Source organism: Halovenus aranensis, assembly GCF_900100385.1.
In the GTDB taxonomy this organism is placed as follows: domain Archaea; phylum Halobacteriota; class Halobacteria; order Halobacteriales; family Haloarculaceae; genus Halovenus; species Halovenus aranensis.
The window spans coordinates 77,131-90,373 of record NZ_FNFC01000011.1; the positions used below are offsets into that span (position 1 = coordinate 77,131).

Genomic DNA, 13,243 nt, shown 5'->3' on the forward strand with positions numbered 1-13,243 from the left:
CGAGCCGGGGTTGTTTCGATACTCCTAACACGCCGACGGTGAAAATAGCTCGTGAACTACATGAGACTGCACGAATATCAGGCGAAAGGCGTCTTCGCGGAGGCCGGCATCCCGACTCCGGCATCGGAGCTGGCCCGGACCGTCGACGAGGCGGTCGAGGCCGCCGAGGAGATTGGCTACCCGGTCGCTATCAAGGCACAGGTACACGTCGGCGGCCGCGGCAAGGCCGGCGGTATCAAGCTGGTCGACGACGCCGAGGAGGCCCGCGAGGCAGCCGAGGATATCATCGGGATGGACCTCAAGGGGTACGACGTCGAGACGGTACTGGTCGAAGAGGCCGTCGACTTCACCAACGAACTCTACGTCGGCGTCACGATGGACCGCGGCGAGGGCCGTCCCGTCGCGATGGTCTCGAAACGCGGCGGCGTCAACATCGAGGAAGTCGCCGAGGAAGAGCCCGAGGCCATCGCCCGCGAGCACATCGACCCCGCCTTCGGCATGCACCCGTTCCAGGCGCGCAAGGTCGTCTACGACGCCGGCATCGACGGTGCAGTTGCCGGAGAGGTCGCCTCGATTCTGACGACGCTGTACGAGATGTGGGACGAGCGCGACGGTTCTGACATCGAAATCAACCCGCTGATGGTAACTGAAGACGACGATGTCATCGCCGCCGACGCCGTTTTCAACGTCGATGGCGACGCGCTGTTCCGCCAGCCCGAACTCGCCGAGATGGAGGAGAAGGCAGCCGACAACGAACTCGAAGCCAAGGCACAGGAGTACGGCTTCGAGGGGTCGAACTACGTGCAACTCGATGGCAACGTCGGCATCATCGGCAACGGCGCTGGCCTCGTGATGGGAACGCTCGACCTCGTCGATTACTACGGTGGCTCGCCCGCCAACTTCCTCGATATCGGGGGCGGCGCAAAGGCCGAACGGGTGGCGAACGCGCTCGATTTGGTCTTCTCCGATGAAGATGTCGACTCCGTCGTGTTCAACATTTTCGGCGGTATCACCCGCGGCGACGAGGTGGCAAACGGTATCAACGAAGCACTCGACGAGTTCGACGAGATTCCGGTTCCGGTCATCGTCCGCCTCGCGGGCACGAACGCAGAGGAAGGCATGGAGATACTCAACACTGACCTCGTGCAGGTGGAATCGACCCTCGAAGACGCCGTTCAGGCTGCTGTCGACGCGGCCGAGGAGGTGAAAGCATGAGTGTCCTCGTCGACGACGACACCCGCGTCGTCGTGCAGGGTATCACCGGCGGCGAGGGCAAATTCCACACCGAACAGATGCTCGATTACGGCACGAACGTCGTTGCCGGTGCCGTCCCCGGTAAGGGCGGCCAGGAGGTCGCTGGCGTCCCCGTCTACGATACCGTCACGCAGGCCGCCCGCGAGGAAGACGCCGACGCGTCGGTCGTCTTCGTCCCGCCGGCCTTTGCCGGTGACGCGCTGTTCGAGGCGCTCGACGCCCCGCTTGACCTCGTGGTTGCGATTACCGAAGGCATTCCCACCCAGGATATGAGCCGCGTCTACCGCCGCCTTCAGGAGACGGACACCCACCTCATCGGTCCGAACTGTCCGGGTATCATCACGCCGGGCGAGGCGAAACTCGGCATCCTGCCGGGTAACATCTTCAGCTCCGGCAACGTCGGGCTCATCTCCCGGTCCGGAACGCTCACCTACCAGATTGTCGACAACCTCACGAACCGCGGACTCGGCCAGTCGACGGCCGTCGGTATCGGCGGCGACCCCATCATCGGGACCGACTTCATCGACGCACTCTCGCTGTTCGAGGCAGACGACGACACCGACGCTGTCGTCATGTGCGGCGAAATCGGCGGCGAAGACGAGGAGGAGGCCGCCGCCTACATCGGCGAGCACATGGACACGCCCGTGGCTGGCTTCATCGCCGGCCGGACCGCCCCGCCGGGCAAGCGCATGGGCCACGCCGGCGCAATCGTCTCTGGCTCCGGCACCGGCACCGCGGAGAGCAAAATTTCCGCGCTCGAAGCCGCTGGCGTGCCAGTCGGTGACACGCCCGAAGAAGTCGCCGACAGCGTCGAAGACCTGCTGTAGGCGTCGGCATCGAGCGGTGGATTCTTACTGTTCGTGGCCGTTAGTCTGTGTATGACATTTACGAGTCGCCGGCGGTTTCTCGCGGCCGCTGGTGGCGGACTGACAACTGCGCTTGCGGGCTGTATCGGCAGCGGTGGATCGTCGGATATCGGTTCGCTTTCGGGCGACGACCGGCCGGTACGGGGCGACGAGGACGCGTCCGTCCGGATGGTCGTCTTCTCGGATTTCTCCTGTCCACACTGTGCGCGGTTCGCCCTGCAGGCGGCCCCCGAAATTGTCGAAGAGTACGTCGCCACGGGTGATGTGGCGTACTTCCACGCTGATTTCCCGATTCCGGTCAGCGAAACGTGGTCGTACCCCGTCGCCAGTGCGGCCCGAGCAGTCTTCGAGGAGGCTGGCCACGACGCCTTCTGGTCGTTCGCGTCGAACATCTACCGACAACAGGGCCGGTACTCTTACGACGCTATCGAGACCGTCGCCAACGACGTTGCCGGCGTCGGCGCGGCTGCGCGAAACGCCGCACAGGCAGACGAGTACCGCGACACCGTCGAGAGCGACCGCGAGATGGGGCGAGACTGGGGCGTCCAGGCGACCCCTGCGGTGTTCGTGGGCGATACCCACGTCGAGAACACCGTTTCGAGCATCACCGACGAGATAGACGCCCAGTTGTCCGAGTGAGCCGGGTTACACGAGAACCTCGAGCGTCTGGACGAGAATCTGTGCGCCGTTGAACACGGCATGGCCGATAATCGGGACCGCCAAATGCTTCGTCATCGTGTAGCTGACGCCGAGAACGACCCCCAGTGAGAAAAACAGCCCAACGACGACGGGCTCGCCACCAGAGCCGACGGAGACGTTCGCGTGGACGACGACGAAACAGCCACTCGCGACGACGATGGCGACGGCGCTGTGAAACTGTTCTTCGAGTTGGCCCTGAACGAACCCACGAAAGAACGCCTCTTCGAGTGGCACGACCACGAGCGTCGAGACCACAAAGAGAACCATATAAAACAGCGGGTCGTCGGCAGCTCCGGCGCTCGATTCGGCAGCCTCTACGTCGAGTACCGCGAACACGCCGGTCGCGAGCGAGGCGACGACCATCATGGCGAGGCCAGTTGCCGTCCCGTAGAACACCGTCCACTCGGTTACGGCCTCGACCCCGAGGACAGACCGCCACGACTCCCGGTGTCGCCGGACTGCGAGAGCGACGACCCCGCCGAAGCCGACCACCTGAAGCGCAGCCACGCCGACGAGCAGGTTCGAGAGCGTTCCGGCGTCGCCGACAGCGACAACCCGGCCGACGAGCCAGACGACCGCTTCGCCGAGTACCAGCGCCAGCGCGACGGCACCGGTCACGCACGCGAGCCTGCCGAGTCGACTCTCCCACAGCGACCGCCAGCCGTCGGCGTAAACGGCGCGCATACGTGAATCCATCTCGGCGACGACTAAATGGTTTATTCTGTCAGGCTGGCCCCGAGCAGGCGAAGGTCGTGTCCAATCGCCGCTGTCCGGTGGCAGCTGTGTCTCCCCCAGCGTTGCTGGCTCTGAAACTGGCAATCAGTATTACGTCGTGACAGCCTAATTATCGAGTATGAACGCGCGGTTAGACCGTATCCTTCGGGAAGAACTCCTGCGGAGTGTCGCGTGGATTGGGCTGGGACTGGTCGGCTGGGCGACTGTCGTCGACGGTCTCGCGTGGCTGGATGCATCGGTCTCGACGGTGTTCGGGCTGCCGGTGTTGACGTGGGCGGTCCTGACCGCAGGGACAATCAGCGTCCGGTACGCCTCGGGTGCAGACCTACAGATGCAGACACAGCGGTACTCGTGGACGAGCGTGGCCACCGGCCTCGCGCTCAACAGCCTCGCAGCGGCGTATCTGGTCGTCATCGAAGGGCTCGGCGTTTTGCCCGTTGGTGTCGCGTGTGTCGCTATCACCGCTGTCACCGTCGGCTGGTACTGGTACATCGGCTGGTTCGCTCCCACCAAGCTCAGCGTCCAATGAACGTCCGTCGTATCGAAAAACGGGCAGACGTACGCGGAATCATCTATGCGCGTGGCGTATGAGCTGTCGCGCACACCAGCGTTTCTCTCTGATTGGAGACGCATCTTCGGCGTCTCGACAGCGACGAGTGTAATCGGGAAAAGCGTTACAGGCCGCTATTCCTCGCCCGGAACCACGGTGACCGTCGACACCTGGTCGCCATTCTCGGTCGTCATCACGGTGACGCCCATCGTGTTCCGCCCCTGGGTCGATATCTCGTCGACCGGACAGCGCATAATCTGGCCCCGGTCGGTCATGGCGACGATGTCGTCCTCGGCGGCGACGGCCTTGACTGTCGCCACCTGGCCGTTTCGCTCGTCGGTTTTGATGTCAACGAGGCCTTTCCCGTAGCGAGACTGGCGTCGGTACTCCGAGAGGAGCGTCCGTTTGCCGTAGCCGTTGTGCGTGACCGTCAACAGTGCGCGTTCGTCGGCGTCGTCGGTCGCGACCATGCCGGCGACGTGGTCGCCGTCCTGGAGGTCGATACCGCGGACGCCGCGGGCATTCCGGCCCATCTGTCTGACCTCGTCCTCGGCGAATCGGATTGTCATTCCCTGCTCGGTTGCGACCACTAGATCGCCCGTGCCGTCGGTCACCTCCACGTCGACCAGTTCGTCGCCGTCCTCCAGAGAGGCGGCGATGATACCGGTCGAGAGGATGTTCTCGAACTCCGTCACACAGGTACGTTTGACGTAGCCGTCACGGGTCACCATCGTGATACACTCGTCCTCGCCGAAGTCGTCGGTGCAGACGACCGCGGTCAACTCCTCGCCGTCGTCGAGGTCGATGAGGTTGACCGCAGACTTCCCGCGAGCGGTTCGGGACATCTCGGGTATCTCGTAGGTCTTGAGCCGGTAGACCTGCCCCTGGTTGGTGAAACAACAGAGGTAGTCGTGGGTGTTCGCCCGGAACACCTTCGAGACTCGGTCACCCTCCTTGGGGTCTGCGCCGATGATGCCCTTCCCGCCACGGCCCTGCGGGTCGAAGGCGTCGACCGGCATCCGCTTGATGTAGTCCTGTTCGGTGATGACCACGAGCGAGTCCTCCTCGGGGATGAGGTCCTCGTGGGTGACCTGCCCCTCGTCTTCGAGAATCGACGTTTTCCGTTCGTCGCCGTACTCCTCGGCGACTTCGCGGAGTTCGTCTTTGATGACCGAGAGGAGTTTCTCCTCGCTCGCGAGGACGCGTTCGAGGTACTCGATTTCCTCCTGAATCTCGGCGTACTCGGCCTCGATTTCGCCGGCCTCCATCGAGGTCAGCGAGCCGATCTGCATCCGCAGGATGTGTTCTGCCTGCTCTTTGGAGAACGCAAAGTCCGACTGCACGTCGGGGTATTCGAGCTCGACATCGAGTGTCGTCGGGTCAACCTCGCCTTCGAGGACTGCCTGGGCCTCGTCGCGGTCGGCGGACTCGGTGACGAGGTTGACGATGGCCTCCGCGGTGTCGACAGCTTCGAGCCGACCTTCGAGGATATGCGCGCGGTCTTTGGCCTCGTCGAGGTCGTGTCGGGCACGTCGCCGGACGACCTCTTTGCGGTGGTCGAGATAGTGTTCGAGCGTCTCCTTCAGGGTCAACACCTGGGGCTGGTCGTCGACCAGCGCGAGGTTGATGACGCCGAATGTCGATTCGAGGTGATGATCGAGCAGTTGGTTCTCGACGACGTCGACGTTCGCGCCGCGCTTGAGGTCGATGACGACCCGGACGCCGTCGCGGTCGGACTCGTCGCGCAGGTCAGAGACGCCCTCGATGACGCCCTCGTTCACGTCGTCGGCGATGCGCTCGACCATCCGCGCTTTGTTCTCCTGGTAGGGGAGTTCGGTGATGACGATGCGGTCGCCGCCGGTCTCGTTGCGCTGGATGTCGTACTCGGCGCGCATCCGGAGCCGGCCGCGGCCGGTCGCATACGCCGAGTAGATTGCGTCTTTGCCGACGATGTTGCCGCCGGTCGGGAAGTCCGGCCCCTTGATGTGGTCCATCAGGTCCTCGACCTCGCAGTCGGGGTTGTCGATGAGGTGTATCGTCGCGTCGACCACCTCGTTCAGGTTGTGCGGCGGGATGTTCGTCGACATCCCGACGGCGATACCCGAGGAGCCGTTGAGCAGCAGGTTCGGCAACTTTGCGGGCAACACCGCGGGCTCCTGGAGCCGGTCGTCGTAGTTCGACTGGAAGTCGACGGTGTCTTTCTCTAAGTCTTCGAGCAGTTCCTCGGCGACCGTGGCCATCCGGGCCTCGGTGTACCGCATCGCGGCGGGCGGGTCGCCGTCCATCGAGCCGAAATTCCCCTGACCGTCGACGAGCGGATAGCGAAGCGAGAAATCCTGTGCCATCCGCACGAGCGTGTCGTAGATGGCCTTGTCACCGTGGGGATGGTAGTCACCCATCGTCTCCCCGACAATCGAGGAGCACTTGCGGTGTCCCGACCCCGACGTGACGCCCATCTCGTGCATGGCATAGAGGACGCGCCGGTGGACGGGTTTGAGCCCGTCGCGCACGTCGGGCAGGGCTCGACCCGCGATGACGCTCATCGCGTAATCGATGTAGCTCTGTTCCATCTCGTCTTCGATGCGAACGCGCTCGACGTTCGCTGCCGGTACCTCCACGTCTTCAGGCGTGTCTGAACTCATACTCTCTCACCTCAGATGTCGACCCACTCCGCCTCGGGAGCGTGTTCTTTGATGAACTCCTTGCGCGGTTCGACTGCGTCGCCCATCAGCACCGAGAACATCCGGTCGGCCGCGGCGGCGTCCTCGATAGAGATGCGTTTCAGGATGCGGTTCTCGGGGTTCATCGTCGTGTCCCAGAGCTGCTGGGGGTTCATCTCGCCCAGGCCCTTGAACCGCTGGACCTGGCTCGGGTTGCCGTCGCATTTCTCGGCCACAATCTCGTCGCGCTCGGCGTCGGTCATCGCGTCGTAGGTCTCGCCGCGGTACCGAATCCGGTACAGCGGCGGCTGGGTCGCGTAGACGTAGCCGTTTTCCAGCAGTGGCCGCATATGCCGGTAGAAAAAGGTCAACAACAGCGTCCGGATGTGTGCGCCGTCGACGTCGGCGTCGGTCGCCATGATAATCTTCTCGTAGCGCACGTCCTCGAGGTCGAACTCGTCGCCGATACCAGCGCCGATGGCCGTGATGATGTTGCGAATCTGGTCGTTTTCGAGAATCCGGTCGAGCCGGTGTTTCTCGACGTTCAACACCTTGCCACGAATCGGCAACACGGCCTGGAACTCGGGATTTCTGGCCTGTTTGGCGCTGCCGCCGGCAGAGTCACCCTCCGCGATGAACAGCTCTGCCTCGGTCGGGTCACGCGTCTGGCAGTCCGCGAGCTTGCCCGGCAGCGCCGTCGAATCGAGCGCGCTCTTGCGCCGGGTCAGCTCCTCTGCTTTCTGTGCAGCCTTGCGGGCTTTGGCTGCCTCGACGGCCTTCGTGACGATTGTCTCGGCCGTGTCCGGGTTCTCCTCGAAGAAGGTGCCCAGATGCTCGTGCATCGCCGACTCGACGATGCCACGGACCTCGCTGTTGCCGAGTTTCGTCTTCGTCTGGCCCTCGAACTGCGGGTCCGGGTGTTTGACCGAGAGCACCGCCGTCAGCCCCTCGCGGATGTCCTCGCCTTTGAGGTTCTCGTCTAGGTCTTTGAGTAGGCCGTGTTCGCTCGCGTAGTCGTTGACCACGCGGGTGAGGGCGGTCTTGAATCCGGTCATGTGGGTGCCGCCCTCGCGTGTGTTGATGTTGTTGGCGAAAGCGTGCAGCGACCCCTGGAGTTCGTCGGTCGCCTGCATTGCCACCTCGACGTGGACGACGCCGTCGCCGTGCTCGTCGATGTCGCCCTCGGCCTCGAAGTAGATGACCTCGTCGTGGATGACGGTCTTTGTCTCGTCGAGGAACTCGACGAACTCCTTGATGCCACCCTCGTAGACGAAGGTCGTCTCTTCGCCGTCTCGTTCGTCGGCGAGGACGATTTCGACGCCGCTGTTGAGGAATGCGAGTTCGCGGAGTCGCGATTCGAGCGTCGAAAACGAGAAATCAGCGGTCTCGAAGATGTCGCTGTCCGGCCAGAAGCGAATCGTCGTCCCGGTGTCCTCGTCGGGGCCCAGGTCACGGACACGTTCGAGTTCCTGGTCCGGTGCCCCCTTGGTGAACGACTGTTGCCAGACCGCGCCGTCGCGTTTGACCTCGACCTCGAGCGAGACCGACAGCGCGTTCACCACCGAGACGCCGACGCCGTGGAGTCCCCCAGAGACCTGGTAGGACTTGTTATCGAACTTCCCGCCGGCGTGCAGGACGGTCATGATGACCTCCACCGCCGGGCGGTCGTGTTTCTCGTTCGTGTCGACGGGAATCCCACGCCCGTCGTCACTCACAGAGACAGAGTTGTCTTCGTGAATCGTGACCGTAATCTCGTCGCAGTATCCGGCGAGCGCCTCGTCGATAGAGTTGTCGACGACCTCATACACCAGGTGATGGAGCCCTCTGGCGTCTGTCGAGCCGATATACATCGCGGGCCGTTTCCGGACGGCCTGCAACCCCTCGAGCACCTGAATCTGGTCTGCACCGTACTCACTATCCTGGGACATAAAATCGTACCCGTAGGTAATCAGCCACGGTTCTTAAAGGTCACGCACGCGTGCGCGTGAGTTCGGTCTCTATGTCGGGCGGTTTATCGGTCGCTCGTCGGGCGTTTACTTTCGCTCTGGTTGCCGACAACATTTAACCCCGGGTGTGATACATACGGGTACACGATGACATCGTATCAGTCGCGTCTCGGCAGCGGGGACGGGATTGCCGAGGAGCTGGCCGAGGGCCAGCGCGCCATCTCGATTGCGGAGTTCTTCGAGAAGAACAAGCATATGCTCGGGTTCGACTCCGGAGCCCGGGGCCTCGTGACCGCCGTCAAAGAGGCTGTCGACAACAGCCTCGACGCCTGCGAGGAGGCCGGTATCCTGCCGGATATCTACGTCGAACTCCAGGACGAGGGCGATTACTACCGCCTCATCGTCGAGGACAACGGTCCCGGCATCACGAAAGAGCAGATTCCCAAAATCTTCGGGAAGTTGCTCTATGGCTCCCGGTTCCACAAGCGCGAACAGGCCCGAGGTCAGCAGGGAATCGGGATTTCTGCGGCAGTTCTTTACTCCCAGCTCACCTCCGGCAAGCCCGCGAAAGTCACCTCCCGAACCCAGTCAAGAGACGAGGCACAGTACTTCGAGGTTATCGTCGACACCGAAGAAAACGAACCCGAAATCAGCGTCGAGGAGACGACGACCTGGGAGCGGCCACACGGCACGCGCATCGAACTGGAGATGGAGGCGAACATGCGCGCCCGCCAGCAGCTCCACGACTACATCACCCATACGGCGGTCGTCAATCCCCACGCCCGAATCGAGCTCAAAGAGCCGAAAGCGGAGTTCAAATACGAGCGGGCGACCGACCAGCTTCCGGCCGAGACCGAGGAGATTCGGCCACATCCTCACGGCGTCGAACTTGGGACCCTCATCAAGATGGGAGAAGAGACCGACTCGTACTCCATTTCGGGATTCGTTCAAGAGGAGTTCACCAGGGTCGGCCAGAAGACCGCCGACGCAATCATCGACAGCTTCCGTGACCGCCACTTCGGCCGGGAGATGACATGGCAGACCCCCCAGGCTCACGAAGACGTCGCCATCGAGGAGACAGTCACCGAAGCCGTCGTGAACAAAGGCCAGGAGGCGACGGCAGACTTCGCCGACGGCGTTGCTGATACGCTGACCAGCCACGACCGGGTCGCGCACCACCAGGTCCTCGAAGCGGTCGAAGCCGTCGGCGACGAGGTCCAGGCGGAGTACGGTACCACCTTCGGCTCGACGGTGCGAGAGAACGCCGTCGAGGCCGCCTGGGGGGCGATTACTGCCACACGCGAGTCGGACATCTACGCGCTGGTCGACGAGGCGACGACGACACGCAAAGACGACGCCGTCGTCGAGGCGATTACCGAGCGCCTGGCGGCCAAGTTCGAACAGGGCGAGCGCCACCGAGTCACCCGGGACGACCTCCGGTCGTTTGTCGACCGTGCGGCCGACATGACCGAAGAACGCGACGACGCCACGTTCGGCGACACCGCCCGTGAGAACATCGTCGACGCGCTCTGGGAGACTGCCGCCCTCGTTCCGGACGACCCGCCGAAGATTCACGACGTGGCCGCCGAGCGCGACACCGCCTCGGAGCTACTCGACGCGATGCGCGCGGTCGACATCATGTCCCCACCGACGGGCTGTCTGGCCCCAATCACCGAAGACCTCGTCGAGAAGGGTCTCGGCAAGGAGTACGACGCCGACTTCTTCGCAGCGGCGACCCGAGACGCCTCGGTTCACGGCGGTGACCCCTTCATCGTCGAGGCCGGCATCGCCTACGGCGGCGACGTCGAGTCCGACGGCTCGGCGGAGGTGCTCCGGTTTGCCAACCGAGTCCCGCTGGTCTACCAGCGCGGGGCCTGTGCGACGACCGACGTGGTCAAGAACATCAACTGGCGCAACTACGGCCTCGACCAGCCGGGTGGGAGCGGCGTCCCGAACGGGCCGGCGGTCATCATGGTCCACGTTGCCTCCACGAACGTCCCCTTCACTAGCGAGTCCAAAGACGCCATCGCCAACGTTCCAGAAATCGAAGACGAAATCGAACTCGCAATCCGGGAGGCCGCCCGCGAATTGAAGAGCTTTCTCAACAAGCGACGGTCGATGCGCCAGCGCCGCGAGAAACAAAACAAGCTGGCGACCATCCTCCCCGAAATGGCACAGAAGCTGTCCGGCGTGACCGAGCGCGAGGACTTGGAGATAGACAACACGATGGCTCGCATCATGAACGACGTGTTAGTGGCCCGCGAGCGCGACGGCGAGACAGTCCGACTCGTCGTCGAGAACAACGACGACACCAATGCCGACCCGGAAATTACCGAAATCGTCGACGCGGAGCCGGCCGAGGTAAACGGCGCGAACGTCGTCGAGATGGACGGCGAGTGGTTCCTCAAGTGGAGCCCGACCGTCTCGGCGGGCGAACAGGCCACGCTCGAATACACGCTCGCTACAGACGCCGACCCCGAGGTCGCAGTCGACGGTATCGAGGACGAGAAACTGACAGTGGACGCCTGAACCCATGAGCACTGACGATACATCCGACGCCCGCGAACAGTTGCTGAGTCTCGCTAACCAGTTCTACGAGCAGTTCGAGGACGGGACCGTCCCCAGCATGGAGGTACCGACCCGGACGAAGACCAACATCGAGTACGACGAAGACAGCGGTGTCTGGGTCTACGGCGACCGAACGTCGACCCGGAGTGCCAACTCCGTGCGCGGTGCCCAGAAGCTCCTGAAGGCGACCTACGCCATCGACTTCCTCGCCCGCCAACTCGAAGAGGGCCGCTCCTCGACACTGCGTGAACTCTACTACCTCTCCGAGTCGTGGGACCTCGACGAGGCCCAGTTCTCCAGCCAGGACGAGTCGAACCAGCTCATCGAGGACTTAGAAATCGTCTCGGGAGTCACCCGCGAGGACTTCCACATGCGTCCCGAGGAGTCGGGCGCGACGGTGATGGGACCACTGGAGATTCGCGAACAGACACGCCGTGGCGAGCGTGAGATTCACTGCCAGGAAGACGTGGGCGAGGGCGGCTACCAGATTCCGAACAACCCCGATACCATCGAGTTTCTCGACAACGACGCCGACTTCGTGCTGGCCGTCGAGACCGGCGGCATGCGCGACCGCCTTGTCGAGAACGGCTTCGACGAGGAGTACAACGCCCTGGTCGTCCACCTGAAGGGCCAGCCCGCGCGGGCGACCCGTCGGCTCACCAAGCGCCTGCACGACGAACTCGACTTGCCGGTCGTGGTCTTCACTGACGGTGACCCCTGGAGTTACCGCATCTACGGCTCGGTCGCGTACGGCTCTATCAAGAGCGCACACCTCTCTGAGTACCTCGCGACCCCGGAGGCGCAATACGTCGGCATCCGGCCCGAGGACATCGTCGAGTACGACCTGCCGACGGACCCGCTGTCTGACTCTGACGTGAACGCCCTCGAATCCGAGCTCGAAGACCCCCGCTTCCAGACCGAGTTCTGGACCGAGCAGATAGAACTCCAGCTCGACATCGAGAAGAAATCAGAACAGCAGTCACTCGCGGCTCGCGGCCTGGATTTCGTGACCGACACCTACCTCCCCGAGCGCCTGACCGAGATGGGCGTCCTCTAGGTGTCTTCTGTCAGCGTCGACTCCTCGTCGGTGTCCTGTGTCGGTCCCTCGGTCGCTCCGGAGACACCGGGGGCTGTCTGTTCGTCCATCGCCGCCAGCTCAGCATCGAGCGTGTCGGTCTCGCCGACGCGTGCCGTCCGACACTCCTCACAGTACCAGTTCTCGCCGCGTTCGATGGTGTACAGCGGGACGCCCGCGACGACGTAGGACTGCTCGTACTCTCGTTTGAGGCCACGGTCGACGCGGTCGAAACAGACCGAACACGGCTTGTCGGTGTTCCTGACGAACTGCTCGTCGACGGTGGTCGTCGGGCCGAACGTCGTCGGCGGATGACGGTTCTCGATGCGTCGGCGGGTCGGCGGTAACAGAAGCGTCGCCAGAATCAGGCAGGTCACTGCGAGTGTGATGCCGACCGGCGACGTGCCAAAGGAGGTGAGGATAGCGATTCCGAGAGCCACCGACAGCAGCCCTTTCGCGTAGCCCGAGACGGTGCCGTCCTGGTCGTCGGTGTCCCGGTTTTTGCCCCCAGTCGCCGCTGTCCGTGCAGGCTGACCCGGTCGACTGTCTTCGCCGTGAGCGCGGAGTACTTTCCGCTCGGCGGTGTGTTCGTAGTGATACCAGCCATACAGGAGGTTACCAACACCACCGGTAAACAGCAACAGGAGGATGTGGACGGGCACTGAGCCGTAGGTGCGGTTCACGAGCGCGACCTCGTCGCCGCCGTCGTACTGCACGGCCCAACCGTTGGCGAGGTGGTCGCTGACCCGCGCCCGAAACTGCTGGTGGCTCCGGTCTGCCCGTGACGAACCGGTGAGGTCGTGACCGCACTGGCCGCAGTAGCGGTCGCTCTCGTCGACATCCCTGCCGCAGTTCGGACAGTACGAGGTGGTCGGATTCATCGCGTGTAT

The 13,243-nt window shown here is 63.4% G+C and carries 10 protein-coding genes; 6 read left to right on the plus strand and 4 right to left on the minus strand.

The genetic code is table 11. The features are described 5' to 3' along the window. Positions 1-60: 60 nt before the first annotated feature. From sucC to BLR34_RS12020, 3 genes are read left to right on the plus strand one after another with little or no spacing between them, the layout of a single operon-like run. Positions 61-1,215 carry an ADP-forming succinate--CoA ligase subunit beta gene (gene sucC / locus BLR34_RS12010; RefSeq protein WP_092703443.1) on the plus strand — a complete coding sequence of 385 codons (1,155 nt, stop codon included), beginning with the start codon at positions 61-63 and terminating at the stop codon, positions 1,213-1,215. Further along, the gene (gene sucD / locus BLR34_RS12015) at positions 1,212-2,081 is read left to right on the plus strand and encodes a succinate--CoA ligase subunit alpha (protein WP_092703347.1); all 870 of its coding nucleotides are present in this window, start codon (positions 1,212-1,214) and stop codon (positions 2,079-2,081) included. Before sucC ends, sucD begins: the two co-directional genes overlap by 4 nt. Before the next feature lie 51 nt (positions 2,082-2,132). Continuing rightward, positions 2,133-2,759, plus strand: a complete 627-nt coding sequence (locus BLR34_RS12020) for a thioredoxin domain-containing protein (RefSeq protein ID WP_092703349.1) — start codon at positions 2,133-2,135, stop codon at positions 2,757-2,759. A 6-nt stretch (positions 2,760-2,765) separates the two neighbouring features. Here the strand turns inward: BLR34_RS12020 and BLR34_RS12025 are convergent, their stop codons facing one another. Continuing rightward, on the minus strand, positions 2,766-3,503 hold the full coding sequence (locus BLR34_RS12025; RefSeq protein WP_143414159.1) for a CPBP family intramembrane glutamic endopeptidase: 738 nt from the start codon (positions 3,501-3,503) through the stop codon (positions 2,766-2,768). A 169-nt stretch (positions 3,504-3,672) separates the two neighbouring features. Between BLR34_RS12025 and BLR34_RS12030 the strand changes: the two genes are divergently transcribed. Further along, positions 3,673-4,083: a hypothetical protein gene (locus BLR34_RS12030; RefSeq protein ID WP_092703353.1), complete on the plus strand. Its 411-nt coding sequence runs from the start codon at positions 3,673-3,675 to the stop codon at positions 4,081-4,083. A 155-nt stretch (positions 4,084-4,238) separates the two neighbouring features. Here BLR34_RS12030 and gyrA read toward each other — a convergent pair whose 3' ends face one another. Continuing rightward, the gene (gene gyrA / locus BLR34_RS12035) at positions 4,239-6,746 is read right to left on the minus strand and encodes a DNA gyrase subunit A (protein ID WP_092703355.1); all 2,508 of its coding nucleotides are present in this window, start codon (positions 6,744-6,746) and stop codon (positions 4,239-4,241) included. 11 nt (positions 6,747-6,757) lie between these two features. Then, positions 6,758-8,692, minus strand: a complete 1,935-nt coding sequence (gene gyrB, locus BLR34_RS12040; protein WP_092703357.1) for a DNA topoisomerase (ATP-hydrolyzing) subunit B — start codon at positions 8,690-8,692, stop codon at positions 6,758-6,760. A gap of 165 nt (positions 8,693-8,857) precedes the next feature. Between gyrB and BLR34_RS12045 the strand changes: the two genes are divergently transcribed. Both BLR34_RS12045 and BLR34_RS12050 read left to right on the plus strand, forming a co-directional pair. Next, positions 8,858-11,239: a DNA topoisomerase VI subunit B gene (locus tag BLR34_RS12045; protein WP_092703359.1), complete on the plus strand. Its 2,382-nt coding sequence runs from the start codon at positions 8,858-8,860 to the stop codon at positions 11,237-11,239. 4 nt (positions 11,240-11,243) lie between these two features. Continuing rightward, positions 11,244-12,335: a DNA topoisomerase IV subunit A gene (locus tag BLR34_RS12050; RefSeq protein ID WP_092703361.1), complete on the plus strand. Its 1,092-nt coding sequence runs from the start codon at positions 11,244-11,246 to the stop codon at positions 12,333-12,335. Here the strand turns inward: BLR34_RS12050 and BLR34_RS12055 are convergent. Next, positions 12,332-13,234, minus strand: a complete 903-nt coding sequence (locus tag BLR34_RS12055; RefSeq protein ID WP_092703363.1) for a zinc ribbon domain-containing protein — start codon at positions 13,232-13,234, stop codon at positions 12,332-12,334. The two genes, BLR34_RS12050 and BLR34_RS12055, sit on opposite strands and share 4 nt — an antisense overlap. Between the last annotated feature and the right edge of the window lie 9 nt (positions 13,235-13,243).

Excerpts from the sequence above, each read along its gene's own strand:
- sucC (WP_092703443.1), top strand. The coding sequence starts at position 61 with ATGAGACTGCACGAATATCAGGCGAAAGGCGTCTTCGCGGAGGCCGGC.
- sucD (WP_092703347.1), top strand. The coding sequence starts at position 1,212 with ATGAGTGTCCTCGTCGACGACGACACCCGCGTCGTCGTGCAGGGTATC.
- BLR34_RS12020 (WP_092703349.1), top strand. The coding sequence starts at position 2,133 with ATGACATTTACGAGTCGCCGGCGGTTTCTCGCGGCCGCTGGTGGCGGA.
- BLR34_RS12025 (WP_143414159.1), bottom strand. The coding sequence starts at position 3,503 with ATGCGCGCCGTTTACGCCGACGGCTGGCGGTCGCTGTGGGAGAGTCGA.
- BLR34_RS12030 (WP_092703353.1), top strand. The coding sequence starts at position 3,673 with ATGAACGCGCGGTTAGACCGTATCCTTCGGGAAGAACTCCTGCGGAGT.
- gyrA (WP_092703355.1), bottom strand. The coding sequence starts at position 6,746 with ATGAGTTCAGACACGCCTGAAGACGTGGAGGTACCGGCAGCGAACGTC.
- gyrB (WP_092703357.1), bottom strand. The coding sequence starts at position 8,692 with ATGTCCCAGGATAGTGAGTACGGTGCAGACCAGATTCAGGTGCTCGAG.
- BLR34_RS12045 (WP_092703359.1), top strand. The coding sequence starts at position 8,858 with ATGACATCGTATCAGTCGCGTCTCGGCAGCGGGGACGGGATTGCCGAG.
- BLR34_RS12050 (WP_092703361.1), top strand. The coding sequence starts at position 11,244 with ATGAGCACTGACGATACATCCGACGCCCGCGAACAGTTGCTGAGTCTC.
- BLR34_RS12055 (WP_092703363.1), bottom strand. The coding sequence starts at position 13,234 with ATGAATCCGACCACCTCGTACTGTCCGAACTGCGGCAGGGATGTCGAC.